This window comes from Paracoccus niistensis, assembly GCF_042432925.1.
GTDB lineage: Bacteria > Pseudomonadota > Alphaproteobacteria > Rhodobacterales > Rhodobacteraceae > Paracoccus > Paracoccus niistensis.
Window position 1 is genome coordinate 136,613 of the sequence record NZ_JBHLWE010000002.1, and the last position, 25,789, is coordinate 162,401.

Below are 25,789 nucleotides of genomic sequence, written 5' to 3' on the forward strand. Positions count from 1 at the left end.
GGGGCCGGCTCGGTGAGAATTGGCGCGTTGAAGGAAACTTTCGACGGTGAGGCGCGGGTCGCCGTCACACCGTCCTCGGCCGGGCATCTGCAGAAGCTCGGGCATGAGGTTCACGTCGAATCGGGCGCGGGCGCCCGCGCGGGCTTTTCGGATGCGGCCTATGAAGGGGCCGGGGTGACCGTTCATCCGAACGCCGCCGCGCTGACCGAGGCGGTGGATGTCGTGGTCAAGGTCCGCCCGCCGACCGAGGAGGAACTGGGCCGGATGCGGGAAGGGCAGACGCTCATCTCGTTCTTCTATCCCGGCCAGAATGCGGAACTTCTGGAACGCGCGCGCGACCTGGGCGTGAACGCCATCGCCATGGACATGGTCCCGCGGATCAGCCGCGCGCAGAAGATGGACGCGCTGTCGTCCATGGCCAACATCGCCGGCTACCGCGCGGTGATCGAGGCCGCCAACAACTTCGGACGCTTCTTCACGGGCCAGGTGACGGCGGCGGGCAAGGTGCCCCCGGCCAAGGTGCTGGTCGTCGGCGCGGGCGTGGCAGGCCTTGCGGCCATCGGTGCTGCCACAAGCCTGGGCGCGCAGGTCTATGCCTTCGACGTCCGCCCCGAAGTGGCCGAGCAGATCGAGTCGATGGGGGCCGAGTTCGTCTTCCTCGACTTCACCGACCAGGTGCAGGACGGCGCGGCGACCGGCGGCTATGCCGCGCCCTCGAGCCCCGAGTTCCTTGCCAAGCAACTGGAAAAGTTCCGCGAGCTTGCGCCGGACATGGACATCGTCGTCACCACGGCGCTGATCCCCGGCCGCCCTGCGCCCAAGCTGTGGACCGAGGACATGGTCCGCATGATGAAGCCGGGCTCGGTCATCGTGGACCTTGCGGCCGAGCGCGGCGGCAACTGCGACCTGACCGTGCCCGACGCCAAGATCGTGACCGAGAACGGCGTCACGATCATCGGCTACACCGACTTCCCCTCTCGCATGGGGGCGCAGTCCTCCGAGCTTTACGGCAACAACATCCGCCACATGCTGGCCGACCTGACGCCCGCCAAGGACGGCACGCTGGTCCACAACATGGAGGATGACGTCATCCGCGGGGCCACGGTCACGCGCGAGCATGACATCACCTGGCCGCCGCCGCCGCCCAAGGTGCAGGCCATCGCCGCGCAGAAGCCCAAGCCCAAGGTCAAGGACCCCACGCCCGAAGAACGCCGCGCCGCCGAGGCGCTGGCCTTCCGCCGCCAGACCCGCAGCCAGGTCGGCATGCTGGTCACGGGCGGCGTGCTGATGCTGCTGGTCGGGCTCTTTGCCCCGGCCTCGTTCCTGCAGCATTTCATCGTCTTCGTGCTGTCGGTCTTCATCGGCTTCCAGGTGATCTGGAACGTCAGCCATTCGCTGCACACGCCGTTGATGGCGATCACCAACGCGATCTCGTCGATCGTGATCCTGGGCGCGCTGCTGCAGATCGGCTCGGGTTCGGCGCTGATCGTCATCCTGGGCGCGCTGGCCGTGCTGATGACGGCCGTCAACATCTTCGGCGGCTTCCTGGTCACGCGCCGGATGCTTGCCATGTTCCAGAAGTCGTAAGGGGCGTCGATGGAGACCACCGTAATCACCACCTCGCCCGCCGGCATGGACCCGGTCGTGGCACCTGCTTCCATGGTCGAGGCATTGCCGGCCTATGGCTTCACCAGCGCGGTCTATGTTGTTGCCGCCGTCCTGTTCATCCTGTCGCTGGGCGGGCTGTCGGGCCAGGAAAGCGCCAAGCGCGCCATCTGGTATGGCATCGTCGGCATGGCGCTGGCGGTTCTGGCGACCCTGTTCGGCCCTGGCTGGGGCAACTGGTGGCTGTCGATCCTGATGATCGCGCTGGGCGGCGTCGGCGGCTGGCTGCTGGCCACCCGCGTCCAGATGACCGAGATGCCGCAGCTCGTCGCGGCGATGCACAGCCTTGTGGGCCTTGCCGCCGTCTTCATCGGTCTGAACGCGCAGATCGAGCTGGGCCGCGTGATCCGCGCCCGCCTGAACGAGGCGACCGACCTGTTCCAGGGCTTTGCCGCCGTTCTGGCGCACAAGTCCCCGGCCGAGATCGCCATGCTCAAGGTCGAGGTCGGCCTGGGCATCTTCATCGGCGCCGTGACCTTCACCGGCTCGGTCGTGGCCTATGGCAAGCTGGCCGGCAAGATCGACGGCAAGCCGAAGAAGCTGCCCGGCGGTCACATGCTGAACCTCGGTGCCGCGATCCTGTCGCTGCTGCTGGTCATCCTTTACGTCGCGGGCTGGGGCCCGGCGATGCTGTGGCTGATCCTGCTGACGCTGGTTGCGGGCTTCATCGGCTGGCACCTCATCATGGGGATCGGCGGCGCCGACATGCCGGTCGTGGTCTCGATGCTGAACAGCTACTCGGGCTGGGCCGCGGCGATGATCGGCTTCACACTGTCGAACGACCTGCTGATCGTGGTGGGCGCGCTGGTGGGTTCCTCGGGTGCGATCCTGTCCTACATCATGTGCAAGGCGATGAACCGCTCGTTCGTCTCGGTCATCCTCGGCGGCTTCGGCGGCGAGACGGGCCCGGCGATGGAGATCGAGGGCGAGCAGGTCGCCATCGACGCCGAGAGCGTGGCGGCGGCCCTGAACGAGGCCGACAGCGTCATCATCGTCCCGGGCTACGGCATGGCCGTGGCGCAGGCGCAGCAGTCGGTGTCGGAACTGACCCGCAAGCTGCGCGCGGCGGGCAAGGAGGTGCGCTTCGCCATCCACCCCGTCGCGGGCCGTCTTCCGGGCCACATGAACGTGCTGCTGGCCGAGGCCAAGGTCCCCTATGACATCGTCCTCGAGATGGACGAGATCAACGAGGACTTCCCGAACACCGACGTGGTGATCGTCATCGGCTCGAACGACATCGTGAACCCGGCCGCGCAGGACGATCCCAACAGCCCCATCGCCGGGATGCCGGTGCTGGAGGTCTGGAAGGCCAAGCATGTCTTTGTCAGCAAGCGCGGGCAGGGCACCGGTTATTCGGGCATCGAGAACCCGCTGTTCTACAAGGAGAACACGCGGATGTTCTATGGCGACGCCAAGAAGTCCATCGACGCCCTGCTGCCGATGATCGACTGAGGCAGGCACTCGAGACGAAAAGAACCCCCGCCACCGTGCGGGGGTTCTTCTTTTGGCCCCGTATCAGGGTCTCAGGGATTGATCAGGATCGGCGTGCCGTCGCGCACCATGGCGTAGATGTCCTCCATCTCGTCGTCCGACACGGCGATGCAGCCCGCCGTCCAGTCCCGCTTCAGCGGCGCCAGTGCGCGCCCCTCGGGACCCTGACCATGGATGAAGATATCGTTGCCGGGATGCTTGCCCTGCGCCAGCGCGAAGGCCACGTCCTGCGGGTTCGGATAGGACACCCCGATCGACAGGTGATAGCGGCTGTCGGGGTTGCGCCGGTCGATGTAGTACAGCCCCTCGGGCGTCTTGCCGTCCCCCGAGAACTGCTTGTGTCCGATGGGCTCGTTCCCCAGGCCGATGTTGTAGGCGCCGATGATGCTGGACCCGCTGAGGAACAGCATCTGCCGGGCCGACTTGTTGACCACGATCTGCGTGACCGGCGGGCCGTTGTAGCTCTTGAACTTGCTGGGCGCGCAAGAGGCTGCCAGTGCCACCAGAGCCGCGGCTATCGTCAGTTTCAGGCTGCGTTTCATTATCCTGTCCCGCCGTTTTCGGCTGACTCTGCCGAAACCGTCCCTGCCGCGCAACGGCGGGGCCGATCACGAACGCCTCATCGGAAGGGACGGCTTGCGCGCAGACCCCGTTTGCGGCTTTCGTCGCGCCATGACCCAGCCGCTTTCCCATCCTTCTCAGCCCCGTCACCAGCCGGACCTCGCGCCGACAGCGCTGGACCACCCGCTGCGCTACGAGATGGTGAACGAACTTCACGCTCGGCCCTCGCCTCGGCTGGCTGTGCCCTGCACGGCCGTCTACATCGCCTTCAAGGAGCCGCGCGACGCCGCGAACCGCGACCGCAGCCTGGACCTCGCTCATCTGGCCGAGCTGGTCACGCGCCACGGGGCACCCGCGCCGCCGGCAGGCGCGGGACATTACGCCGCGCAGCTGGGGCGGCATGAACTGCGCTGGGAAAGCCATACCGAGTTCGTCAGCTACGCGGGCTTCACGCCCGGTGCCCCCGACCGGCCCTTCGACCCCGCGCTGGCCGAGGTCTTCCCGGCCCACTGGCAGGCGCGCGCGCCGGGCCGCCGGGTGGCCGCGGCGATGGTCCATCTTGTCCCCATGCCTGACGATCCGGCGACGATCGCGCCGCTGCTCGCCTCGTGGTTTGCCGCCGACGGGCTGGTCGCGGTGCAGGTGCTGGACGGCGCGGCGGTGGTTGCCACCGACTTCCGCATCGATCCCTCGGGCTGGATGCGCTTTGCCGTCTTTGCCGCGCCGGACACGGGTTCGGGCCGGTTGGGCCGCATCGCCCAGCGCCTGCTGGAACTGGAAACCTACCGCGCGATGTCCATGCTGGGCTTGCCTCGCGTGCGGGCGCTGAATGCCGCCATGAACGCGCTGGAAACCCGCCTGACCGCCCTGGTCGAGCGTCTGGGGGACGAGAAAGGCCCGGCCGAGCCGATGCTGGACGAGCTTCTCAGCCTGTCGCTGCGGCTCGAATCCGAAGCCACGCAGCACGGCTTCCGCTTCGGCGCGACCCGCGCCTACGAGGCGATCGTCCATGACCGCATCGCGTCCTTGCGCGAGACGCGGTTCGAAGGCCGCCAGACCCTGACGGAGTTCATGGTCCGCCGCTTCCAGCCTGCCATGCGCACCGTCCAGTCGGCCGAACGGCGGCTGGACGCCATGGTGGACCGCGCCGCCCGTGCGGGCGAGTTGCTGCGCACCCGCGTCGATGTCCAGCGCAAGGGCCAGAACCAGGCGCTGCTGGAACGCATGGACCGCCGCGCCGACCTGCAACTGCGCCTGCAGCACACGGTCGAGGGGCTATCGGTCGTGGCGATCAGCTATTACGCCGTGGGTCTTCTGGGTTATGCTGTCTATCCCTTGGCCGAGGCGGCGGGGATCGAGCGCGGCATCGTGATCGCGGCCCTGACGCCCTTGGTTATTCTTCTGGTGTGGCTGGCGATGCGCCGGGTGCGCGCGCGGCTGCATGATGCCGCAGGCAGCCACGCCGGCCACGGCGATCTTTGATACGGAGAAACGACGATGAAGACCCTTCTTGCCCTGTCCGCCCTGCTTGCACTTGCCGCCTGCAACGTTCCCTTCGTGCCGGTGATCTGATGGCCGGGCAGGACCGGCGACTCGCCATGTACGGCCTTTCGCATTGCTCGACCTGCCAGAAGGCGCAGGCCGCGCTGGAAGACGCGGGCTGGACGGTGGAGTTCCGCGACGTCAAGGACGCGCCTCTCTCGCAGGCCGAGCGCGAGACCCTGCTGGCCGATTTCGGCGACAAGCTGATCAACCGGGCCAGCCTGACCTGGCGCGCCATGTCCGAGGCCGAGCGTGCCGAGGATCCCGTGGCGATGATGGGCGCGCGCCCTTCGGTGATGAAGCGCCCGGCCATCGTCGCGGGGGACCAGCGGCTGCTGGGATGGACAGCCAACGTCAAGCGGGGGCTGGGCCTGCCCGCCTGAGGCCTCAGACGATATAGCGGTCGCGGCGGTGGTTGATGGCAATCACGAGGTTCAGCACCGCCGCGCCCAGGGCCGACCACAGCACCCGGTCCAGCGGAAGAACCGCCAGCGCGGCCGCGAACAGCACGGCGTCGAAGCCCATCTGGGCCCAGCCCGCCTTGATGCCCAGCCGGTCCTGAAGGTCCAGCGCGACGGCGCCGATCCCGCCAAGGCTGGTGCGGTGACGGAACAGCGCCAGCAGCCCCGCGCCCGAGACGAAGCCCGCCAGCACCGCCGCGGCGGCCGGGTGCAGCGTGTCGAAGCCGATCAGGCGGGGCAGCAGCATCGAGGTTCCCACCATCAGCAGCACCGCCGCGATCGTGCGGCGCAGGAAACCCGCGCCCATCCGCCGGTAGCCGAAGCCGTAGAAGGGCAGGCTGAGGACAAGGTAGACCAGCCCGAAGCCGTATCCCGTCGCCTGCGCGACCAGCAGCGCAAGTCCGGCCAGCTGCCCGGTGATCAGCCCTGCGCTGCCCAGCAGCATCGCCCCGAAGGCGGCCATGACCGATCCGAACAGGACGCCCTGCGCATCCTCAAGCCGGCTGTGGGGGTGGATGCCCGACGAGGTCTGCATGTCATCTCGGCTTGCTGAAAGAGCGGTGGCGCGGATAGCGCCCGGTGCACATGCCCAAGGGCGGCGGCGCTGTCCAGAGGAGGCGTCCATGCGCGACGAACCCGTGGGCGGTCGAGTGCCGCCATGCCGTGGTGAAGTCCCGGCAAAGAGCGGACGTCATCGGACGGCCCGCTAGAACCAAGCACGAAGGCTGAGCCTGCCGTGCAGAGATGACTCTCCGAGACCGCGTGTTTGTGCCCAGGCCGCCTGTCCCTTCAGGGTTGCGACCAAGCACTCCTTGGCACGCGATAAGCCGAAGCCGGTCCGCGGGTAGCGCTTAGCTCATCAACTTGCTGCAGCGGCTTGTCCCTGTCTGTCCAGGCGGCCGATGCGGTCCGTCATCAGCCGGAACAGCGCGTCCCGGTCGAGGTCGCGGATGAACAGCGCGTTCGGCGCGCGCTCCAGCGCGCCCCACCAGTCCGCGACGGTCATGCCGCGGGTCCAGCGTCCCTCGGTCTCGATCTCGACATTGACGTGGCGGCCCGAGAAGAGCCCGGGATCGATCACCCATGCCACCGCGCAGGGATCGTGCAGCGGGGCGCCCTCGGCGCCGTATTTCTCACGGTCGAAGCGTACGTAGGAAGAGGTCCAGCCCGCGACCGCCTGCCCGACCGGGCCGCTTGCACGCATCGTCTCGATCCAGTCGGGGCTGGTCAGCGCCTTGTGCGTCGCATCTAGCGGCAAGACGACGATGTCCGCGCCCGAGGCGAAGACCTCGGCGGCGGCGATCGGATCGACATGGATGTTGAATTCGGCCGCAGGAGTGACGTTGCCGAAGGTGCCGCCGCCCATCAGCACGACCCGCCCGATGCGCGGCACGATGTCGGGGGCGCGGCGGAAGGCCTCGGCGATGTTCGTCAGCGGCCCGATCGGCACAAGCGTCACGCTGCCCGGCGGCTCGCGCCGGAGCGTTTCAACGATGAAGTCGGCAGCATGGCCGGGGGCGGCTTGCATCGTGGGCTCTGGCAGGTCCGCGCCGTCGAGGCCGGAGGCGCCATGGACATGCTCGGCCGTGACCAACTCGCCTTCAAGCGGGCCCCCGCAGCCCGCATGGACGGGAAGATCGGTCCGGCCCGCCAGCTCGCAGATGCGCAGGGCGTTGCGCAGGGTAAGGTCCAGGGGCACGTTCCCGGCCACGACGGTCAGGCCCAAGACCTCCAGCTCGGGCGCACCCAGGGCCAGCAGGATCGCGACGGCATCGTCCTGCCCCGGGTCCGTGTCGATGATGATCTTCTGCGGCATCGCGCGGCCTTTCCTCTGGTCTTGCCCGGGCGCCTGTGATCGCACGAAAGGCGCCTTTCATGCAGGCCACCCTGACCGATGTGGCGACGGCAGGAAAGGGGCAGGGGCCCGCCTTGCCCGGTGGCCTTGCACAGCAGGGGCGCCTTGTCGGCAAACCGAAGGTCGTGTCCCGGCGCGGGAGCCTACATCCCCACGGCGATGCGTTCCGCGCTGGAGGACTCCTGGGGATCGCGCAGGACATAGCCGCGGCCCCAGACCGTCTCGATGTGATTCTCTCCTCCCAGCGCCTCGGAAAGCTTCTTGCGCAGCTTGCAGATGAAGACGTCGATGATCTTCAGTTCCGGCTCGTCCAGCCCACCATACAGGTGGTTGAGGAACATCTCCTTGGTCAGCGTCGTGCCCTTGCGCAGGCTGAGCAGTTCGAGGATCTGGTATTCCTTGCCGGTCAGGTTCACCGTGCGGCCATCGACCTCGACCGAGCGGGCGTCGATGTTGACCACCATGCGGCCCGTGCGGATCACGGCCTGACTGTGGCCCTTGGACCTACGGATGATGGCCTGGATGCGGGCGACCAGTTCTTCCCTGTGGAAGGGCTTGGTCATGTAGTCGTCGGCGCCGAAGCCGAAGCCCCGCAGCTTGACCTCGGTATCGTCCGAGCCGGTCAGGATCAGGATCGGGGTGTCCACGCGCGACAGGCGGATCTGACGCAGAACCTCCATCCCGTTCATGTCGGGCAGGTCCAGGTCCAGAAGGATCAGGTCGTAGTCATACAGCTTCGCCAAGTCCACGCCTTCTTCGCCCATGTCGGTCAGATAAACGTTGAAATTCGCGTGGTTGAGCATCAGCTCGATGCTGCGCGCCGTGGTCGGATCGTCCTCGATCAGCAGGATCCGCATGGCTTGATCTCCCTATTCGCCGCCCGTGATGCCCTACGAATGGGACATATAAGTTAACATCAGGTTAGCGAGCCATGGCTTAATCCACTTGCAGTTGCCTCAAGGCGATTTTTTTTGATCGCCTTGATCTTCAGCCCCGCCAAGCCCAGGCGCGAGGCGCTTGAAATCCAGCCGTCCAGTTCTTCCTCGGTCAGGCGATAGCGTTCGATCGCCTCGTCGCGAGTCAGCAATCCGTGGCCGATCGCCTCGACCACGATGGCCTTGCGGCGCGCGACCCAGCGTTCCGTTCCCGAGGGCAGGTCGGCCAGCGTCAGCACCGAGCCGTCCTCCAGCATCACGGTGCGCGGGCGCGCGGACTTTCGGACAAACATGTCGGATCCCCCTGGACGTTCATGACCTGCCTTGCTTGCCATGACCTGCCTTAAGGCGCGGTGAATGGCCGGGTTGAAACATTTCGGATTTTCATTATGTTCCGCACGTCTTTCCCACTGCTCCGCCCCGGACGGTTTTCTCCCGTGACAATGCACGACCCGCGCCCCACCACGCGCGCCCTGAACAGCCTTGGCTTTGCCCGCCCCCCCGCCGACACGCGGGTGGTCGTCGCCATGTCGGGCGGAGTGGACAGTTCGGTGGTCGCCGCACTGCTGAAGGCCGAGGGCTATGACGTGATCGGCGTCACCCTGCAGCTTTACGACCATGGCGCGGCGCTGAAGAAGAAGGGCGCCTGCTGCGCGGGCCAGGACATCCACGACGCACGCCGCGTGGCCGAACGCATCGGCATCCCGCATTACGTGCTGGATTACGAGAACAGGTTCCGCGAGTCGGTGATCGAGGAATTCGCGGATGCCTATCTGGCCGGTGCGACGCCGGTCCCCTGCATCCGCTGCAACGAGCGGGTGAAGTTCCGCGACCTGCTGGAAACCGCGCGGGAACTCGACGCCGACTGCATGGCGACGGGGCACTATATCCGCCGGATGGAAGGGCCGAACGGGGCCGAGCTGCACATGGCTGCCGACCCCAACCGCGACCAGAGCTATTTCCTGTTCTCGACCACCTCCGAGCAGCTTGAATTCCTGCGCTTCCCCTTGGGCGGACTGGCCAGCAAGGCCGAAACGCGTGCGCTGGCCGCGCAGCACGGGCTGGTTGTGGCCGACAAGCCGGACAGCCAGGACATCTGCTTCGTCCCCGAAGGCAACTATGCCGCCGTGATCGAGAAGCTGCGCCCCGGTGCCGCCGATCCGGGCGACATCGTCGACCTGCAGGGCAACGTGCTGGGCCGCCACCGCGGCGTGATCCACTACACCATCGGCCAGCGCCGCGGCTTGGGCATCGGTGGTCTGGGCGACCCCCTTTATGTTGTCCGGCTGGACCCCGAGGCGCGTCACGTCGTGGTGGGCCCGCGCGATGCGCTGGCGACCCAGATCGTGCCCCTGGCCGAGGTCAACTGGCTGGGGGACGGCCGTTTCACCGACATGGCCGAGCGTGAGATTGCGGTGCGCATCCGTTCGACCCGTCCGCCCGCGCCCGCGATCCTGCGTCCAACCGGGCCGACCACGGCCGAGGTTGTCCTGGCCCAGGCCGAGGAGGGTGTCAGCCCCGGCCAGGCCTGTGTCTTCTACGAAGCCGGCTCGACCCGCGTTCTGGGCGGCGGCTGGATCACCAAAAGGGAAACCCGCAGATGACCGAGCTTTCAGGCATCGAGATCATGATGAACGACGGCGGCCCGGCCCGTCTTGCCGACTGGCGCGGCAAGGTCGTGCTGATCGTGAACGTCGCTTCGAAATGCGGGCTGACGGGGCAGTACGAGGGGCTCGAGGCGCTGTACCGCGCCCGCAAGGACGAGGGTCTCGTGGTCCTGGGCGTCCCCGCCAACGACTTCAAGCAGCAGGAGCCCGGCACCGACGCCGAGATCCTGGACTTCTGCCAGACGCGCTATGACGTGAGCTTTCCGCTGGCCTCGAAGACCTCGGTCGTGGGGGCCGGAAAGCACGCGCTTTACGCCCGCCTGATCGCCGATGCGCCGCAGGCTGATGGTGACGGCCCCTGGCGGGCGCGGCTGGAAGGCTTCGGAATCAACCTGAATCCCGCACCTGAGGTCCAGTGGAACTTCGAAAAGTTCCTGATCGGCCGCGACGGGACCGTGGTGGGCCGCTTCGCGCCCGACGTGGCGGCGGACGACCCGCGGCTGCTCGCGGCCATCGACCGGGCGCTGGCGCAGCCGGCCTGAGGGATCAGGCCGCGGCTTCTGCCGTGTCGCGGATGCGCTTGATCATCGCGCGCAAGCCGTTCGAGCGCTGCGCAGACAGATGCGCGTCCAGTCCCAGGCGCCCCAGCTCGGCGGGGGCGTCCACCTTGGGCACCTCGCCGACCGGCAGGCCGGAATAAAGCGCATGCAGCACCGCGATCAGTCCGCGCACGATCAGCGCGTCGCTGTCGCCTTGGAAATCGAAGCGCCCGTTCTCGATCTGCGGCATGATCCAGACCTGGCTGGCGCAGCCCTCGACCTTGGTTGCCGGCACCTGCAGCGCCGGGTCCATCGGCGGCATGGCGCGGCCCAGTTCGATCACGTGGCGATAGCGATCCTCCCAGTTGTCGAGGAAGTCGAAGGACTCGGCGATGTCTTCGAAGGCGGGGGTTGCCATGGTGAAAGGTCCTGCAGGCTGGTGCGGCGGGTCTGGATAGCGCCTTGGGGCGCGCAGGTCAAAGCGCCCTCTTCCGGGACCGCGGGCAATGGCCTATCAAGTGCCCGACGCAAGCTTGGGAAGAGGCGATCAATGAACCGTGCACTCTGGCCGATCGCCGCCTGTCTGGTCCTGTCGGCCTGCGGCGACAGCCGCTTCAACCCGACCCGCTGGTTCGGGGGCGAGCGCGCGCCGCGCGTCGAGACCCTCGCGCCGCCCAAGGGCTATCAGGAAAAACCCGACACCCGCCTGCCCGTCGCGCAGGTGCTTTCCGCCAAGTGGGAGCAGACGGTGGAGGGCAGGTTGCTGGTCGTGACCGCCATTGCGCCGACCAAGGGGTGGTGGGACGTCGCCCTTGTGCCCGAAACCCCGCAGCCTGCGGACCGGATCCGTCCGGATGCCAACGGGGTGCTGCGGCTGCGACTGGTGGGCGCGCCGCCGCCGGCCGACAGCACCACCGCGCAGATACCTGCACAGCCGGGCGTGGACACGCTGACAGTGGCTTTCCCGCTCAGCTCGACCGCGCTGCGTGACATCGGCACCGTGGTCGTCACCGGCGGCACGAACGCGGTCTCGCTGGGGGTCTGACCCTCAGGTCATCTTGCGCAGGTAGGTCCAGGTCGGCACGCGTGCGTCGCGGGCCACCGACCAGCTTTCCGCGTCGCCAAGGTAGGCGAAACCCGCGTTCGTCAGTACCTTGGCCGAACCGGGATTGTCCTGGAACGCTTCGGCGAACAGCGTGCGCGAGTTGTGCGGGTTGGCCTTGACCAGCGCCTGCACGGCTTCCGTCGCAAGGCCCGTGTTCCAGAAGCCCGACCCGATCCAGAAGCCCAGTTCCGACTGCTCGGGCTCGATCCGGGTCAGCGAAACCACGCCCAGCAGCTCTCCCAGCCCCGAGCCGCTGGCGTCGATCGCCCAGACATCCTCGGTCCGGTTCGGGGCCATCGCACGCGCCACGTACTGCTCGGCCGCGCCGGGAGGCAGGGGATGGGGGATGGCCCGCGTCCCCTCGGCCACGCGGCGGTCCGAGGTGTAGTGCCGGATCAGCCCCGCATCCGAGGCGCGCAGCGGTCGCAGCACGAAGCGTCCGGCAGGGATCGGGGCGTCGACGTCGAACTGGGTTGCGCCCACGGTCCGGAGCGCCTCGGTCTTGTCGTCAGCCAGAAGATTGGACTGGTCCATCAGTGCTTCCCTGTGGCCGCCGCGTTCCCGGGCGGCGGCATTCTGAAACGACAACGGGGACCGGCTGCGCCGATCCCCGTTGCGATGCTTGTGCGCCGGTCGGCTTACTCGGCCGCAGCGGCCGCGGGCTGGATCGAAATAAAGGTTCGGCCCTTCAGGCCCTTGCGGAAGGTCACGGTGCCTTCGGTCAGGGCGAACAGGGTGTGGTCGCGGCCCATGCCGACGTTCTGGCCCGGCCACCACTGGGTGCCGCGCTGGCGAACGATGATGTTGCCGGCCAAGGCCGACTGGCCGCCGAACAGCTTGACGCCAAGGCGGCGACCAGCGGAGTCGCGGCCGTTCCGGGACGAGCCGCCTGCTTTCTTGTGTGCCATGGATCAGATCTCCTGAGCGGTGGTGGCAGCCGCGCGGCCCGCGGCACGGGCGCCGATGGCGGCCTTGACGTCCGAGGCGTCGGCGCCAGTTTCCAGCAGCTCGGTCACGCGCAGCAGGGTCAACTGCTGGCGGTGGCCACGGGTGCGCTGCGACGAGTGCTTGCGGCGGCGCTTGTGGAAGGTGATGACCTTGTCGGCCTTGATGGTGTCGATGACCTCGGCCACCACGCCCGCGCCGCCGACCAGGGGCGCGCCGATGGTCGAGCCGATCATCAGGATTTCGTTGAACTGGACCTTGTCGCCGGCTTCGGCGGCCAGTTTCTCGACGCGCAGCACGTCACCGGGCTGGACCCGGTACTGCTTGCCGCCCGTCTTCAGGACTGCGAACATCGTCTCGTCTCTTTCCTTGCCGCGCCCTGTGGCCCCGGTTTCCCGGCGTTCGTCGGACCCTGTGGCCCCAGCCTTCGGACAGCGCACCCTTGCGGGGTGGTGTTAAAATGAACAGCCGGCCAAGGGCGCAAGCCCGGCCGGTCGCGGGTATATGGCGCATCTGGCCGCCCAAGTCAACGATTTCCGCCGCCCGGCCGCCTGCATGTTCTTCTTCGTGAAAATATCCCGGGGTCCGGGGCAGCGCCCCAGTTGCGGCGCTTCAACCCTCGGCCCGCTCGGCCAGGTCGAGCCATTCCTCTTCCGCCGCCGCCAGCGCCGCCTGCCGCTCGGCCAGCCCTTCGGATGCCTTGGCGAACTTGGCGGGCGCGGTCTGGAACAGGTCCGGCTGAGCCAGAAACTCGTTCAGCTTCGCGATCTCGGCCTCAAGTCGCTCCATGATGGCGGGCAGCGAGTCCAGCCGGTGCTTCTCGGTGAAGCTGAGACCATTCCTGCGCGGGGCCTCGGCCCTGACCGCCTCTGCCTTTGCAGGCCGGGCAGGAGGGGCTGCTGCGGCTTCGGGCATATCCTCGCCGCGCTGGGCGCGATAGTCGCTCCAGCCGCCCGCATAGATCACGGCGCGGCCATCGCCTTCCATCGCCACGGTGGTATCCGCCACGCGGTCGATGAAGTCGCGGTCGTGGCTGACCAGCAGCACGGTGCCGTCGTATTCGCCCAGGATGTCCTGCAGCAGGTCCAGCGTCTCGATGTCCAGATCGTTGGTCGGTTCGTCCAGCACCAGCAGGTTCGAGGGCCGCGCCATGATCCGCGCCAGCAGCAGCCGCGCCTTCTCGCCGCCCGACAGGCTGCCGACCGGAGCGCGGGCCTGCGCGTCGTCGAACAGGAAGTCCTTGAGATAGGCCACGACGTGCTTCGGCTGCCCCCGCACCATCACCTGGTCCGATCGCCCCGACACCCGCATCGCCGGGTCGTTCGTCAGCGCCTCCCACAGGGTCGCGCTGTCGTCGATCAAGGCGCGCGCCTGATCGAAGACCGCGATCTCCAGATTGGTGCCGTGCGTCACCGTGCCGGTATCCGGCGCCATCTCTCCCGTCAGCATCTTGATCAGCGTGGTCTTGCCCGCGCCGTTCGGGCCCACGAAAGCGACGCGGTCGCCCCGCTGGACCCGCAGGTCGAAGGGCCGCAGGATCACACGGTCCCCGAAGGTCTTCGAGATCCCCTTGGCCTCGATCACCCGCTTGCCGGACTGCTGCCCCGACTCCAATGCCATCGCCGCAGTGCCCTGCCGCCGGATCTGCGCCGCACGCTCTGCCCGCATCGCCTGCAGCGCGCGCACCCGGCCCATGTTGCGCTTGCGTCGGGCGCTGATGCCCTCGACGGCCCAGCGCGCCTCGGCCTTGATCTTGCGGTCGAGCTTGTGGCGCGCCTCGTCCTCGGCGGCCCAGGTTTCCTCGCGCCATTCCTCGAAGGCGTCGAAGCCGCGTTCCTGACGGCGCACCTCGCCCCGGTCGATCCACAGCGTCGCCCGCGTCAGCCGCCGCAGAAACGCGCGGTCGTGGCTGATCAGGACAAAGGCCGCCCGCGTCTCGGACAGCTGCTGTTCCAGCCAGCCGATCGCCTCGATGTCGAGGTGGTTTGTCGGTTCGTCCAGCAGCATCAGTTCCGGCGCCTCGGCCAGCAGCCGCGCCAGCGCCGCCCGCCGCCGCTCGCCGCCGCTCGCCGTGGCGACGGGGCGATGGGGGTCGAACTTCAGCCCCTCGGCCGCCATCTCGACGCGGTAGCCCTCGCCTGGCGGCAGGCTTGCGGCGGCGAAGTCGCCCAGCGTGGCGAAACCCGACAGGTCCGGGTCCTGCTCCATGTAGCCGACGGTGGTGCCGGTGGGGACGATGACCTCGCCCCGGTCGGGCTCGACCAGCCCGGCCATGACCTTCATCAGCGTGGACTTGCCCGAGCCGTTGCGGCCGACCAGCGCCACCCGGTCGCCGGGCTGGACCGTCAGGGACAGGCCGTCAAAGACGGGGTTGCCGCCGAAGGTCAGGGAAATGTCGGTGAGTTGCAGAAGGGGTGCGCGCGCCATGCGAGGGCGACTATCCGTGTGCCGTCAGCCCGTCAACCAAGCGCCGTCAGCAGCCTTGCGGCAAGCATATGCAACTCGTCTCGGTAGCCCGTGCGTCCCGAGGGCTGGTCGGGGTCCGAGGTCATGGCAATCGCCACCGGGGGACGCCCCCGCACGCCGGGCGCGACATAGATCATCTGCCCGCCATAGCCCCAGCCATAGTTGACCGGCCGCCCGGCCATCCGCGCCAGGAACCAGCCGTAGCCATAGCCCGAGCCGGTGAACATCGACTGCGTGCGCGGGCGCCAGCTTTCCGCGATCCAAGGCGGCGGGATCACCCCCGCGCCGCCTTGCGCGTAAGCCGTGCCGAAGGCCAGCAGCGAGCGCGTGCTCATCGCCATCTGGTTGCCGCCCAGATAGACGCCCTGCGGGTCGCGCTCCCACCCGCCGATGTCAAAGCCGGGAATGTCCAGCCATTCGCGCGCAAGTGCCAGCGTCGACCGGCCCGACGCGCGGGTCAGCATGGCCGAGACGAGGTGGCTCGACGCCGTGGAATAAAGCATCCGTCCGCCCGGTTCCGCCACGAAGGGCGCGGCTAGCGCGGCGCGGACCCAGTTCCGGCTGCTGACCCAGGCGCCGTAATTCCGGCCTGACTGGCGTTCCAGCCCCGCCTGCATGGACAGGAGGTTGCCCAGCGTCAGGCGGAACAGCCTCGGGTCGGGGTCAGCGGGGAAGTCATCGCGCAACACGTCCGCAACGGGCTGGTCGGCGCCGTTCAGGACCCCGCGCTCGATGGCGATACCGGCCAGCGCCGAGACGACCGACTTCGAGGCGGATTTTATGTTCGTCGGACGGTCCGGAGTGAAGCCGCCATAACCCCGCGCCGCGATCTCGCCGCCGTCACGCCAGATGGCGATGGCGCGCAATTGGTCATGTTCGCGGGCGGTGTCGAGGATCGCCTCCAGCCGCTCCTGCGCCCTGCCGGCCGAGGGCAGCGAAAGGGCAGGGACGGCAAGGCCGAGGGCGAGCAGGCTGCGGCGGGACAATGTCATGCCTGCCATGTCGGGTGCGCCCGGGCGTCGCGCAAGTTTCGCTCGCGCCACGGTGAAGGGAAGGGCCTGCCCACGGGTGCGCGCGGCTGGACAAGCGCGCCCGCGGCTCGGTAAACCCGGCGGGCGTCCCCGCGCATGGGGACCCCATCGCAGGCGGGACGACATGGCAGGGCTGGACAGCACGTTGGAGCACTCGCAGGACCCCGCCGCTGCCATCGAGGCGCTGCGGGCGCGCGTGGCCGAGGCCGACCTTGCCTATCACCGCGACGACGCGCCGATCATCTCGGACGCGGAATACGACGCGCTCAAGCGCCGTCTCGCCGCGCTGGAGGCCGAGCATCCCGAGCTTGCCGCGCCCGACAGCCCCACCCAGAGCGTCGGCGCGGCCCCCTCCGAACGCTTCGCCAAGGTCCGTCACGCGCAGCGCATGATGTCGCTGGGCAATGCCTTCTCGCGCGAGGAGGTGGCCGAGTTCGCCGCCCGCGTCCGCAGCTTCCTGAACCTGCCCGCCGACGCGCCCGTGCCCATGACGGCCGAACCCAAGATCGACGGGCTGTCCCTGTCCCTGCGCTACGAGGACGGGCAACTCGTGCAGGCCGCCACGCGCGGTGACGGGACGGTGGGCGAGAACGTCACTGCCAACGCCCGCACCATCGCCGACATTCCCCAGACCCTGACCGGCGCCCCCGAGGTGCTGGAGGTGCGCGGCGAGGTCTACATGACCCATGCCGATTTCGCCTGCCTGAACGAGAGCGGCGCCGACCGCACCTTCGCCAACCCCCGGAACGCGGCGGCGGGATCGCTGCGCCAGCTTGATCCAGCGATCACCGCCCGCCGCCCGCTGCGCTTCTTCGCCTATGGCTGGGGCGAGGTCAGCGCGCCGCTCGCGCCGACCCAGTCCGGCGCCATCGCACGTCTGGCCGAGCTTGGCTTCCGGACCACGGACCCGCGCATCTGCCACACGGTTGATGATCTGATGGCGGTCTGGTCCGACCTCGAACAGCGCCGCGCCACGCTGGGCTTCGACATCGACGGGGTGGTCTACAAGGTCGATGACATCGCCCTGCAGGACCGGCTCGGCTTCCGGGCCACCACGCCGCGTTGGGCGCTGGCGCACAAGTTCCCGGCCGAACTCGCCTGGACGCGCCTTGACCGGATCGAAATCCAGGTCGGCCGCACCGGCGCGCTGTCCCCCATCGCCCGCCTGACGCCGGTCACCGTCGGCGGGGTCGTCGTCTCGAACGCGACGCTCCACAACGAGGACTACATCGCCGGCCACGATTCGCGCGGGCAGCCCATCCGCGAGGGCCGCGACATCCGCGAGGGCGACTGGGTGCAGGTCTATCGCGCGGGCGACGTGATCCCCAAGATCGCCGACGTGGACCTGTCCCGCCGCACCAACCCTGCGCCTTACGCCTTCCCCACGACCTGCCCCGCCTGCGGCAGCGAGGCGATCCGCGAGCCGGGCGACTCCGTGCGCCGCTGCTCGGGAGGGCTGGGCTGCCCCGCGCAGGCAATCGAACGGCTGCGCCACTTCGTGTCCCGCGCCGCCTTTGACATCGAGGGCCTGGGCGCAAAGCAGGTCGAGGCCTTCTTCGCCGACCCGACCCTGCCGATCCGCGAGCCCGCCGACATCTTCACCCTCGCCGCCCGCGACGCGAAAGGCCTCGCGCGGCTGAAGAACCGCGAGGGTTGGGGCGAGCGGTCCGCCGAGAACCTGTTCCGCGCCATCGAGGAACGCCGGACGATCCCGCTCGCCCGCCTGATCTATGCGCTGGGCATCCGCCACGTGGGCGAGGTCGCCGCCGCTACGCTCGCCCGCCACTACGGCACATGGGAGGCGCTGGTCGCCGCCCTCGACACCGCCGCCCCCGCCGCCGCCCGTCACCGCGCCGCCGACGAGGCGGTCGCCGCCGAACGCGCCGCCGCAGCCGCTCAAGGCCGCCGCGCCGCGGTGTCCGCCGTGCGCGCCGCCATCTGGGCCGCCGATCCGCCGGTGCCGTCAGAGTCCCGTGCCGCCTGGGAAGACCTGACCGGCATCGAGGGCATCGGGGCCGTCCTGGCCGAGTCGCTCACCGCCAGCTTCGCCCAACCCGCCGAGCGCGCCGTGATCGACCGGCTGACAGCCCACCTGACCATCGAGCCCGCAACCCCTGTGGCAAAGGCCGACAGCGCCATCGCGGGCCTGACCGTGGTCTTCACCGGCTCGCTGGAGAAGATGACCCGCGCCGAGGCCAAGGCGCGGGCCGAGGCGCTGGGCGCCAAGGTCGCGGGCTCGGTCTCCTCGCGCACCGACCTGCTGGTGGCCGGGCCGGGGGCGGGGTCGAAGGCGGCGAAGGCAGCGGAACTGGGCATCCGCGTGATCGACGAGGACCAATGGCTGGCGATCGCTCGCGGTTGACCGGGGCCGAGCCGCCGGACGACCCGGGTGGACGCAGCGGACCCAAACCGCCCGAGCGCGGCATGGGCAAGGCGCAGGGCGGGGCAGGGCAGGACGACCTGTTCGTGCGTCCGGCAACCACGCCCTCGGCCGCCGATGCGAACACGGGACCTGCCGCGCCGCGCAACCCGGCGTCCACCAATACCCCGCCGAGCCGCCCCACCGCACCAAAGGGCCGCCCCCCGATCCTGTTCCCCCTCTTCGCGGGTGTCGAGACGCTGCCCGGCGTTGGACCCAAGGCGGCCGAGGCCTTCGCCGCGCTGAACGTCATCCGCCCGCGCGACCTGCTGTTCCACCTGCCGGTCGCAGGCATCGCGCGCCGCACGGTCGCGCGTCTGGCCGACCTGCGCCCGCCCGAGATCGCCACCGTCACGGTGCGGGTCCTCCGCCATCACCAGCCCGCAAGCCGGGGCCGCCCGTGGCGGGTGATCTGCGCGCACGACTCGGGCGACCTCACGCTGGTCTTCTTCCACGCCCGCGCGCCCTGGATCGAGTCGCAGCTTCCCATCGGCGCCACCCGCGTCGTCTCGGGCAAGGTGGAACTGTTCGACGGCCTCGCCCAGATGGTCCACCCCGACCACATCCTGTCGCCCTCGGACCCTCCGCCCTCGGGCTTCGAGCCGGTCTATCCGCTTGCGGGCACCCTGACGCAGCGCGTAGTTGCCCGCGCGGTCGCCGGAGCCATTGACCGTGCTCCATCCTTGCCGGAATGGATCGAGCCTTCGGTCCGCGCCGCACGTGGCTGGCCCGACTGGTCCACCGCGATACGGGCCGCGCATGATCCCAAGGGAATGGACGACCTGTCGCCCCTGTCCCCCGCCCGCGAGCGGCTGGCTTATGACGAGTTGCTCGCGCACCAGATGACGCTGGCGCTGGTCCGCCGCGACCGTCGCCGCACGGCGGGCCGCGTGACGCAGGCCCAGGGCCGCCTGCAGGACCGGGTGCTGAAGGCGCTCCCTTGGCCACCCACAGGCGCACAGACCCGCGCCGTGGCCGAGATCACCGCCGACATGGCCAGTCCCCAGCGCATGAACCGCCTGCTGCAGGGTGACGTCGGCTCGGGCAAGACGCTGGTCGCCGCGCTGGCACTGTTCGCCGCAGTCGAGGCGGGCGGGCAGGGCGTCCTGATGGCGCCGACCGAGATCCTTGCCCGCCAGCATCTTTCCGCCCTTGCCCCGCTGGCCGAGGCCGCCGGAGTCCGCATCGCCCTGCTCACCGGCCGCGACAAGGGCGAGGCGCGGGAAACCGTGCTGTCCGATCTTGCCGCGGGCCGGATCGGGGTGCTGGTCGGGACGCACGCCGTCTTTCAGCCGGGCGTCATCTTCCATGACCTGCGGCTGGCCGTGATCGACGAACAGCACCGCTTCGGCGTGGCCCAGCGGCTGGAACTCGCGTCCAAGGGCCTGCGCCCGGACATGCTGGTGATGACCGCGACGCCGATCCCGCGCAGCCTTGCGCTGGCGCAATACGGCGACATGGACCTGTCGGTGCTGGACGAGAAGCCGCCCGGTCGCAAGCCGGTGGTCACCACTGTCCTGCCCGACACGCGCATTGAGGATGTCGCGGCCCGCCTCCAGGCCGCCATGGACCGGGGCGCGCGGGCCTACTGGGTCTGCCCGTTGGTCGAGGAAAGCGAGGTCGTGGACCTGACTGCCGCCGAGGACCGCTTCCAGATGCTGCGGGCGCGTTTCGGTGAGCGCGTCCGGCTGGTCCACGGCCAGATGCCGCCCGAGGCGCGGGACGCCGCGATGGCCGACTTCGCCGCGGGGCGCGCGCAACTGCTGGTCGCAACCACGGTGATCGAGGTCGGGGTGAACGTTCCCGAGGCCACGATCATGGTGATTGAGCGCGCCGAAAGCTTCGGCCTTGCGCAGTTGCACCAGCTTCGCGGTCGGGTCGGGCGGGGCGAGGGCGCCTCCAGTTGCCTGCTGCTCTACCACGAGCCGCTCTCCGAAACCGCGCGCCGCCGATTGCAGATCTTGCGTGAAACCGAGGACGGCTTCCGCATTGCCGAAGAAGACTTGGCGATGCGCGGCGCGGGCGACGTGATCGGCACGGCCCAGTCCGGCCTGCCGCGCTTCCGCGTCGCGGACCTCGAACGCCAGGCCGAGCTTCTGGCCACTGCGCGCCAGGACGCCCGCCTGCTGCTGGACCAGGACCCGGAGCTTTCGGGCGAGCGCGGCCAGGCCATCCGCCTGCTCTTGTGGCTGATGGAACAGGACCGCGCGATCGGGCTGATGGCGGCGGGATGACGGTCCTTGGCCTCTGCAGGCAGAGGGTGCCGCTTGGGTCTGACCAAGAGCACCTGACAAGACCGTCTGATCTGGTTGAGGCAGATGAGGGCGCAGCCGAGGATCACGAAAGCCTCGTGGATATCGGCGCGCCGCTCACAGCGGACGGCGAGGCGGCGAAAGCGGCTGAGCCACGCCAGTGTTGGCTCGATGATCCAGCGATGCCCCGCCTTTTGCTGCTGTCCATGCCGCGCGGGGTAATGCAGGGCTAGATGGCACGCTTCCGGCGTTCGATCCGGCGGCGGCGGTGATCGTAGGCCTTGTCAGCGCGAAGCTTGTCGGTCGCTTGCGGGCACGGGTGCGGCCGTGGCGTACGCTTGGCACAGCCTCGAGGGTAGGCACCAGCATCTGGCGGTCGTGCCGGTTGGCCGGGCTTAGCCACACCCCGAGGGTGCCCTGCCGGTCGACCACAAGGTGGCGCTTCGTGCCCGGCCTGGCCCACGATCCGTCGGGTTCGGGCCTGTTTCGCCACCTCGCTTTTTTCGCGGCAGCGGCGGCGCTGTCGAGGGAGGCCCGGCTCCAGTCCGGATGCCCGGCTCCGGCAACTGCTCGAGCAGCACGCGATGGAGCCTGGCCAAACGCCCACCGCCTGCCAATCACGCAGCCTGCGCCAGCAGGTCATGCCTGAGCTGCATGAGTTCGCCGGTCGCCTGCGAAGGAAACGCCGCCTCGTGACAAGCCGAAGCAGGGCGCTGCATGATCCTTGCCGCGGTGCGACTTGGTGTATGGGAGGCTGTAAACCGTTTCTCTGGCTGCCCCAAGCCGCCCATGCACGTGCAGCACCATCCCTCTTGCCCCGAGTGAAGCCAAGATTGCGCTGCCGATCTGATCACAAAGTCATGCCAAAAGGCGCAGCGGACTGCCTTCCGTGGCCATCAGGTGAGGGGAAGCAAGCAACAAGCCCCAAATGTTCTCTAAAAGTTCTTTACAGACTCACTCCAAGATGAGAACAAAGCGTTAACATCACTGGAGGCTTTCCATGAAACGCATGTTTGATCTGCCTGATGTTCTTGCCGACATGATCGGTGCCGCGGCTATCTCGGTCGCAATGATCGCGGTGTTATGGCTGCCTGCATTGGTCTGATTGCTCTCGGGGGTCGTCGTTCAGGACATCGCTTCTGATACAGTTCTGTGCCTTCAGAAATCGGGTGGGAGAGCAATGCAGGAGCATCAAGGCGCACAGGAAAGCGCTCTGCAAACATCTGTAAAGGTAGAACTTGCCGAACTGGAACAGTTGAGCCTGAAAGGTGAGACCTGTTCAATTCATGCAGCTTGGCAGCGCCAAGCAGGGATTGTTCTTCACATGGAGCACTCGGTAGCTTTCCAGACCTGCGAGCGAAAGATGCAATTGCGCCCGCAGGAAGGGCTTGGTCAAAGGGCGGTTATGCCCTTTGCCACGATGTGCACGCAGGTGCAGCTTGCGGCACGCCAGTCTGCCGGCAGATGCAGTGGTTGCCGGATGAACACTTAGCCCAAGGCGACAACCGATGGTTCACGCACTTGAGCGTTATGCTGTCAAACCGGCAAGCACGCGCGCAGCAGTGAACGGGATCCTTGTTCTTCCGACAAGGATGCTTGCAGCCTGTCACCGCGCGACAGGACAGTCAGACGAACCGCAAACGGTCTCAGTAGCTGCGGATCAGCCCGACCAGACGCCCCTGGATGCGGACCTTGTCCTCGGGCAGGACGCGCGTTTCATAAGCCGAGTTCGCAGCCTCAAGCGCGATCATGCCGCCACGACGGCGGTAGCGCTTCAGCGTCGCTTCGGCGCCATCGACCAGCGCAACGATGATGTCGCCGTTCTCGGCCGTGTCCTGTTCGCGGATCACCACCACGTCGCCGTCGTTGATCCCCGCCTCGATCATCGAGTCGCCCTTGACCTCGAGCGCATAGTGATGCTCGCGCCCCGACAGCATCGAGCCGGGCACCGCGATGTGATGCGACACCTCCGAGATCGCCTCGATCGGCACGCCCGCGGCGATGCGACCCATCACGGGAAGCTCGACCGCCGGGCTGTCCACGATCGGCATCGCGCCACGCGGACGTGGTGCGGGCAGAGGACGGTCATTCGAGATCACCCGAGGCCTGAAGGTCCCTTCCTCGCCCTCGCCCCGCATCAACGCGTCGGGAAGGCGCAGGATTTCCAAGGCACGCGCGCGATGGGGCAGGCGGCGGATGAAACCGCGTTCCTCGAGCGCCGTCACCAGCCGGTGAATTCCCGATTTCGAGCGCAGGTCCAGCGCCATCTTCATCTCGTCGAAGGACGGCGGAACGCCATCGCGGGCCATGCGGGCCTGGATGAATTCCAGCAACTGGATCTGCTTCTTGGTCAGCACGGCGTGTCGTCCCCTCGAATGACGGGCCTAGTTCATTGATTGTTCTAGACACGTTCACCTTTCAGGTCAACGACTAACCTGATTCGGGTGAAGATTCGGTTAACGGCTCAGGGGAATGTAGCACACTCGGCTGCCGATCTCGCGCGCGGGATCGCCTGCGGGGCGGACCAGCAGGGCGTCGGCCTCGGCCATCAGCTTCAGCCGGGCGGAGTCCTGATCCTGAAAAGGCTCGACCACCGTTCCACGCTCGTCCTCGCCCAGTTGCGCGCGCAGGTAATGCTGCCGGTCACCCTCGGGCGGAAGGCTGCGGCCCAGAATGCCGTGCCGCAGGAGCGCCGCCGCCTCGGCCTGGCCCTGCATCCGCCGGATCAGCGGCTGCATGAACAGCACCGCCGTCACGATGGCCGAGACCGGATTGCCGGGCAGTCCCAGCATGGCCGAGTCTCCGAGCCGCCCCGCCATCAGCGGCTTGCCCGGTCGCATGGCGATGCGGTGGAAGGCGCGATCCATCCCCAACCCTGCCGCGACACGGCCGATCAGGTCGTGGTCACCGACCGAGGCCCCGCCAATCGTCACGACCAGGTCCGCGCCCCGGGCGTCCTCGAAGGCGGCGCGCAGGCTTTCCTCGCTGTCGCGGGCGAGCGACAGGATACGCGCCTCGGCACCTGCGGCGCGCGCCAGGGCCGCCACGGCGATGTCGTTCGAGCTGATGATCTGGCCGGGCCCCGGGACCTCGCCCGGACGCACCAGTTCGTCCCCGCCCGCCAGCACGGCCACGCGCGGCGCCCGTGCCACGGTCACGCGCGGCACGTTCATCGCCGCCAGCAGCGCGAGATCGACGGCCGAGAGCCTGCGCCCGGCCGGCACCGCCTCGCCTTCGGCGAAGTCGTTGCCGCGTGGCCGGATATGGGTGCGCCCGACCTTTCCTGTCACCGTGACGCCGTCGCCGTCGCGGGCGGTGTCCTCCTGCATCACGACGCGGTCGGCGCCTGCGGGCACCGGCGCGCCGGTGAAGATGCGCAGCGCCTCGCCTAGGCCCAAGGTGCCCGGCCAGGGGCGGCCCGCCGCGGATTCTCCCACGACGCGCAGGGGCCCGGGCAGGTCCGCGCTGCGAAGCGCATAGCCGTCCATCGCCGCCGCGTCGAAGGGCGGCTGCGTGATCGTGGACACCGCGTCCCGCATCAGAACCCGGCCCAGTGCATCCTGAATGTCCACGTCCTCGGGGCAGGGTGGGCGCGCGAGGCCGAGGACCATCTCCAGCGCCTGATCGACGGACAGAAGGCTCATGGCGCGGCCTCGAAGATGCCGGACTTGCCGCCGGTCTTCTTCAGCAGGCGCACGCCTTCGATCCGCATATCCTTCTGCGCGGCCTTGAGCATGTCGTAAACCGTCAGCGCGGCGACTGTGGCGGCCGTCAGCGCCTCCATCTCGACGCCCGTCCGGCCGGTGGTGCGGGCGGTTGCCGTGATGCGGATGCCGGGCAGGGCCGGTTCGGCCACCAGGTCCAGCGCTACCTTGTCCAGCGGCAGGGGGTGGCAGAGCGGGATCAGGTCCGCCGTCCGCTTGGCACCCATGATGCCCGCCAACCGCGCCACGCCCAGCACGTCGCCCTTGGCCGCGCCACCCTGGGCCAGCGCCAGCGTCTCGGGGGACATGAGAACCAGTGCCTCGGCCACGGCTTCGCGGGCGGTGGGTTCCTTGCCGGACACATCCACCATATGCGCCTGACCGGCGGCGTCGAAATGGGTCAGCGTCATGCGGCCCCCAGGATCTGACGGGTGGCGGCGGTGACATCCGCCTGCCGCATCAGGCTTTCGCCGATCAGGAAGCGGCGCACGCCTGCCTTCATCATCCGGCCGAGGTCGTCGGCGGTGAACAGCCCGCTTTCGCAGACAACGTCCCGGTTTGCCGGAATGCGCGGTGCGAGCTTCAGCGTCGTCTCAAGATCGACGTCGAAGGTCTTGAGGTTGCGGTTGTTGATCCCGATCAGCGGCGATTTCAGACGCAGGGCGCGGTCGAGTTCATCCGCGTCATGCACCTCGAGCAGCGCGTCCATGCCCCAGTGGAGGGCGGCGTCCTCAAGCTCGGCAGCGAGGGTGTCGTCCACCGAGGCCATGATGATCAGGATGCAGTCGGCGCCCCAGGCGCGGGCCTCGGCGACCTGATAGGGGTCGTGCAGGAAGTCCTTGCGCAGCACCGGCAGCTCGCAGGCCTCGCGCGCCGCCATCAGGAACTCGGGCGCGCCCTGGAAGGAGGGCGCATCGGTCAGCACCGACAGGCAAGCTGCGCCGCCCGCCTGATAGGCGCGGGCCAGCGCAGGCGGGTCGAAGTCGGGCCGGATCAGGCCCTTCGAAGGGCTGGCCTTCTTGATCTCGGCGATCAGTGCGGGGCCGGTGGCGGCTTTCCCGGTCAGGGCGCGGGCGAAGCCCCGGATGGGCGGGGCGCTGCGCGCAGTGGTCTCGACGTCCGAAAGGGGACGGGCGGCCTTGGCGGCGGCGATTTCCTCGAGCTTGTAGCTCTTGATGCGTTCCAGAATGTCCATGCGGGCAGTTAGCCCC

Annotated in this window: 25 protein-coding genes and 1 pseudogene; 10 read left to right on the forward strand and 16 right to left on the reverse strand. The window is 68.6% G+C overall.

Annotated features, from left to right (window positions below):
* The first annotated feature begins 12 nt into the window (after positions 1-12).
* Together ACFFII_RS00755 and ACFFII_RS00760 are read left to right on the forward strand one after the other, a co-directional pair.
* The gene (locus ACFFII_RS00755) at positions 13-1,587 is read left to right on the forward strand and encodes a Re/Si-specific NAD(P)(+) transhydrogenase subunit alpha (protein WP_377696970.1); all 1,575 of its coding nucleotides are present in this window, start codon (positions 13-15) and stop codon (positions 1,585-1,587) included.
* Positions 1,588-1,659: 72 nt separating this feature from the next.
* Positions 1,660-3,117, forward strand: coding sequence for an NAD(P)(+) transhydrogenase (Re/Si-specific) subunit beta (locus ACFFII_RS00760; RefSeq protein WP_377697020.1), 1,458 nt, complete (start codon positions 1,660-1,662; stop codon positions 3,115-3,117).
* Positions 3,118-3,188: 71 nt separating this feature from the next.
* On the opposite strand, the gene ACFFII_RS00765 is transcribed toward ACFFII_RS00760, so the two are convergent.
* Complete coding sequence (locus ACFFII_RS00765; RefSeq protein WP_377696971.1) at positions 3,189-3,698, reverse strand: L,D-transpeptidase family protein; 510 nt, start codon at positions 3,696-3,698, stop codon at positions 3,189-3,191.
* 130 nt (positions 3,699-3,828) lie between these two features.
* On the opposite strand from ACFFII_RS00765, the gene ACFFII_RS00770 reads away from it, so the two are divergent.
* Entirely contained in the window at positions 3,829-5,199 is a 1,371-nt protein-coding gene (locus ACFFII_RS00770; RefSeq protein WP_377696972.1) for a DUF3422 family protein, read from the forward strand.
* Between the two features lie 89 nt (positions 5,200-5,288).
* Positions 5,289-5,642 (forward strand): arsenate reductase family protein, encoded by a 354-nt coding sequence (locus tag ACFFII_RS00775; protein WP_377696973.1) that lies wholly within the window; start codon positions 5,289-5,291, stop codon positions 5,640-5,642.
* A gap of 4 nt (positions 5,643-5,646) precedes the next feature.
* Here ACFFII_RS00775 and ACFFII_RS00780 read toward each other — a convergent pair whose 3' ends face one another.
* From ACFFII_RS00780 to sciP, 4 genes are all read right to left on the reverse strand, one after another.
* Positions 5,647-6,255: a YitT family protein gene (locus ACFFII_RS00780; protein WP_377696974.1), complete on the reverse strand. Its 609-nt coding sequence runs from the start codon at positions 6,253-6,255 to the stop codon at positions 5,647-5,649.
* Between the two features lie 324 nt (positions 6,256-6,579).
* Entirely contained in the window at positions 6,580-7,536 is a 957-nt protein-coding gene (locus ACFFII_RS00785; protein ID WP_377696975.1) for a nucleoside hydrolase, read from the reverse strand.
* Positions 7,537-7,718: 182 nt separating this feature from the next.
* Entirely contained in the window at positions 7,719-8,432 is a 714-nt protein-coding gene (gene ctrA / locus ACFFII_RS00790; RefSeq protein WP_377696976.1) for a response regulator transcription factor CtrA, read from the reverse strand.
* Between the two features lie 59 nt (positions 8,433-8,491).
* Positions 8,492-8,803: a CtrA inhibitor SciP gene (sciP, locus tag ACFFII_RS00795; protein WP_377696977.1), complete on the reverse strand. Its 312-nt coding sequence runs from the start codon at positions 8,801-8,803 to the stop codon at positions 8,492-8,494.
* Positions 8,804-8,953: 150 nt separating this feature from the next.
* On the opposite strand from sciP, the gene mnmA reads away from it, so the two are divergent.
* Entirely contained in the window at positions 8,954-10,114 is a 1,161-nt protein-coding gene (gene mnmA, locus ACFFII_RS00800; protein WP_377697021.1) for a tRNA 2-thiouridine(34) synthase MnmA, read from the forward strand.
* Positions 10,111-10,659: a glutathione peroxidase gene (locus ACFFII_RS00805; RefSeq protein WP_377696978.1), complete on the forward strand. Its 549-nt coding sequence runs from the start codon at positions 10,111-10,113 to the stop codon at positions 10,657-10,659. The genes mnmA and ACFFII_RS00805 overlap by 4 nt, the downstream gene beginning before the upstream one ends.
* 4 nt (positions 10,660-10,663) lie before the next feature.
* On the opposite strand, the gene ACFFII_RS00810 is transcribed toward ACFFII_RS00805, so the two are convergent.
* Positions 10,664-11,074, reverse strand: a complete 411-nt coding sequence (locus ACFFII_RS00810; protein WP_377696979.1) for a SufE family protein — start codon at positions 11,072-11,074, stop codon at positions 10,664-10,666.
* 132 nt (positions 11,075-11,206) lie between these two features.
* Between ACFFII_RS00810 and ACFFII_RS00815 the strand changes: the two genes are divergently transcribed.
* The gene (locus tag ACFFII_RS00815) at positions 11,207-11,701 is read left to right on the forward strand and encodes a hypothetical protein (RefSeq protein WP_377696980.1); all 495 of its coding nucleotides are present in this window, start codon (positions 11,207-11,209) and stop codon (positions 11,699-11,701) included.
* Positions 11,702-11,704: 3 nt separating this feature from the next.
* Here ACFFII_RS00815 and ACFFII_RS00820 read toward each other — a convergent pair whose 3' ends face one another.
* From ACFFII_RS00820 to ACFFII_RS00840, 5 genes are all read right to left on the reverse strand, one after another.
* A complete protein-coding gene (locus ACFFII_RS00820) occupies positions 11,705-12,295 on the reverse strand; it encodes a GNAT family N-acetyltransferase (protein ID WP_377696981.1) in 591 nt (196 codons plus the stop codon).
* Between the two features lie 104 nt (positions 12,296-12,399).
* Complete coding sequence (gene rpmA / locus ACFFII_RS00825) at positions 12,400-12,669, reverse strand: 50S ribosomal protein L27 (protein WP_377696982.1); 270 nt, start codon at positions 12,667-12,669, stop codon at positions 12,400-12,402.
* Between the two features lie 3 nt (positions 12,670-12,672).
* Positions 12,673-13,059: a 50S ribosomal protein L21 gene (rplU, locus tag ACFFII_RS00830; protein WP_377696983.1), complete on the reverse strand. Its 387-nt coding sequence runs from the start codon at positions 13,057-13,059 to the stop codon at positions 12,673-12,675.
* Positions 13,060-13,318: 259 nt separating this feature from the next.
* Entirely contained in the window at positions 13,319-15,133 is a 1,815-nt protein-coding gene (locus tag ACFFII_RS00835; protein WP_377696984.1) for an ABC-F family ATP-binding cassette domain-containing protein, read from the reverse strand.
* A gap of 32 nt (positions 15,134-15,165) precedes the next feature.
* Positions 15,166-16,164, reverse strand: coding sequence for a serine hydrolase domain-containing protein (locus ACFFII_RS00840; RefSeq protein WP_377696985.1), 999 nt, complete (start codon positions 16,162-16,164; stop codon positions 15,166-15,168).
* Between the two features lie 163 nt (positions 16,165-16,327).
* Between ACFFII_RS00840 and ligA the strand changes: the two genes are divergently transcribed.
* Complete coding sequence (ligA, locus tag ACFFII_RS00845) at positions 16,328-18,565, forward strand: NAD-dependent DNA ligase LigA (RefSeq protein ID WP_377696986.1); 2,238 nt, start codon at positions 16,328-16,330, stop codon at positions 18,563-18,565.
* Positions 18,541-20,856, forward strand: coding sequence for an ATP-dependent DNA helicase RecG (gene recG, locus ACFFII_RS00850; protein ID WP_377696987.1), 2,316 nt, complete (start codon positions 18,541-18,543; stop codon positions 20,854-20,856). The genes ligA and recG overlap by 25 nt, the downstream gene beginning before the upstream one ends.
* A gap of 56 nt (positions 20,857-20,912) precedes the next feature.
* On the opposite strand, the pseudogene ACFFII_RS00855 reads toward recG, so the two are convergent.
* A pseudogene (locus ACFFII_RS00855) lies at positions 20,913-21,523 on the reverse strand (IS5 family transposase); the annotation flags it as partial.
* Positions 21,524-22,054: 531 nt separating this feature from the next.
* Here ACFFII_RS00855 and ACFFII_RS00860 point away from each other — a divergent pair.
* Positions 22,055-22,366 carry a hypothetical protein gene (locus ACFFII_RS00860; RefSeq protein WP_377696988.1) on the forward strand — a complete coding sequence of 104 codons (312 nt, stop codon included), beginning with the start codon at positions 22,055-22,057 and terminating at the stop codon, positions 22,364-22,366.
* 154 nt (positions 22,367-22,520) lie between these two features.
* On the opposite strand, the gene lexA is transcribed toward ACFFII_RS00860, so the two are convergent.
* From lexA to trpC, 4 genes are all read right to left on the reverse strand, one after another.
* Positions 22,521-23,231 carry a transcriptional repressor LexA gene (gene lexA, locus ACFFII_RS00865; RefSeq protein WP_377696989.1) on the reverse strand — a complete coding sequence of 237 codons (711 nt, stop codon included), beginning with the start codon at positions 23,229-23,231 and terminating at the stop codon, positions 22,521-22,523.
* A gap of 99 nt (positions 23,232-23,330) precedes the next feature.
* Complete coding sequence (locus ACFFII_RS00870) at positions 23,331-24,518, reverse strand: molybdopterin molybdotransferase MoeA (RefSeq protein WP_377696990.1); 1,188 nt, start codon at positions 24,516-24,518, stop codon at positions 23,331-23,333.
* Entirely contained in the window at positions 24,515-24,988 is a 474-nt protein-coding gene (gene moaC / locus ACFFII_RS00875; RefSeq protein WP_377696991.1) for a cyclic pyranopterin monophosphate synthase MoaC, read from the reverse strand. The genes ACFFII_RS00870 and moaC overlap by 4 nt, the downstream gene beginning before the upstream one ends.
* Positions 24,985-25,773 (reverse strand): indole-3-glycerol phosphate synthase TrpC, encoded by a 789-nt coding sequence (trpC, locus tag ACFFII_RS00880; RefSeq protein ID WP_377696992.1) that lies wholly within the window; start codon positions 25,771-25,773, stop codon positions 24,985-24,987. The genes moaC and trpC overlap by 4 nt, the downstream gene beginning before the upstream one ends.
* Between the last annotated feature and the right edge of the window lie 16 nt (positions 25,774-25,789).

Coding starts and splice junctions, on each gene's coding strand:
- ACFFII_RS00760 (WP_377697020.1), top strand. CDS start 1,660: ATGGTCGAGGCATTGCCGGCCTATGGCTTCACCAGCGCGGTCTATGTT.
- ACFFII_RS00765 (WP_377696971.1), bottom strand. CDS start 3,698: ATGAAACGCAGCCTGAAACTGACGATAGCCGCGGCTCTGGTGGCACTG.
- ACFFII_RS00770 (WP_377696972.1), top strand. CDS start 3,829: ATGACCCAGCCGCTTTCCCATCCTTCTCAGCCCCGTCACCAGCCGGAC.
- ACFFII_RS00775 (WP_377696973.1), top strand. CDS start 5,289: ATGGCCGGGCAGGACCGGCGACTCGCCATGTACGGCCTTTCGCATTGC.
- ACFFII_RS00780 (WP_377696974.1), bottom strand. CDS start 6,255: ATGCAGACCTCGTCGGGCATCCACCCCCACAGCCGGCTTGAGGATGCG.
- ACFFII_RS00785 (WP_377696975.1), bottom strand. CDS start 7,536: ATGCCGCAGAAGATCATCATCGACACGGACCCGGGGCAGGACGATGCC.
- ctrA (WP_377696976.1), bottom strand. CDS start 8,432: ATGCGGATCCTGCTGATCGAGGACGATCCGACCACGGCGCGCAGCATC.
- sciP (WP_377696977.1), bottom strand. CDS start 8,803: ATGTTTGTCCGAAAGTCCGCGCGCCCGCGCACCGTGATGCTGGAGGAC.
- mnmA (WP_377697021.1), top strand. CDS start 8,954: ATGCACGACCCGCGCCCCACCACGCGCGCCCTGAACAGCCTTGGCTTT.
- ACFFII_RS00805 (WP_377696978.1), top strand. CDS start 10,111: ATGACCGAGCTTTCAGGCATCGAGATCATGATGAACGACGGCGGCCCG.
- ACFFII_RS00810 (WP_377696979.1), bottom strand. CDS start 11,074: ATGGCAACCCCCGCCTTCGAAGACATCGCCGAGTCCTTCGACTTCCTC.
- ACFFII_RS00815 (WP_377696980.1), top strand. CDS start 11,207: ATGAACCGTGCACTCTGGCCGATCGCCGCCTGTCTGGTCCTGTCGGCC.
- ACFFII_RS00820 (WP_377696981.1), bottom strand. CDS start 12,295: ATGGACCAGTCCAATCTTCTGGCTGACGACAAGACCGAGGCGCTCCGG.
- rpmA (WP_377696982.1), bottom strand. CDS start 12,669: ATGGCACACAAGAAAGCAGGCGGCTCGTCCCGGAACGGCCGCGACTCC.
- rplU (WP_377696983.1), bottom strand. CDS start 13,059: ATGTTCGCAGTCCTGAAGACGGGCGGCAAGCAGTACCGGGTCCAGCCC.
- ACFFII_RS00835 (WP_377696984.1), bottom strand. CDS start 15,133: ATGGCGCGCGCACCCCTTCTGCAACTCACCGACATTTCCCTGACCTTC.
- ACFFII_RS00840 (WP_377696985.1), bottom strand. CDS start 16,164: ATGACATTGTCCCGCCGCAGCCTGCTCGCCCTCGGCCTTGCCGTCCCT.
- ligA (WP_377696986.1), top strand. CDS start 16,328: ATGGCAGGGCTGGACAGCACGTTGGAGCACTCGCAGGACCCCGCCGCT.
- recG (WP_377696987.1), top strand. CDS start 18,541: ATGGCTGGCGATCGCTCGCGGTTGACCGGGGCCGAGCCGCCGGACGAC.
- ACFFII_RS00860 (WP_377696988.1), top strand. CDS start 22,055: ATGCAGGAGCATCAAGGCGCACAGGAAAGCGCTCTGCAAACATCTGTA.
- ACFFII_RS00870 (WP_377696990.1), bottom strand. CDS start 24,518: ATGAGCCTTCTGTCCGTCGATCAGGCGCTGGAGATGGTCCTCGGCCTC.
- moaC (WP_377696991.1), bottom strand. CDS start 24,988: ATGACGCTGACCCATTTCGACGCCGCCGGTCAGGCGCATATGGTGGAT.
- trpC (WP_377696992.1), bottom strand. CDS start 25,773: ATGGACATTCTGGAACGCATCAAGAGCTACAAGCTCGAGGAAATCGCC.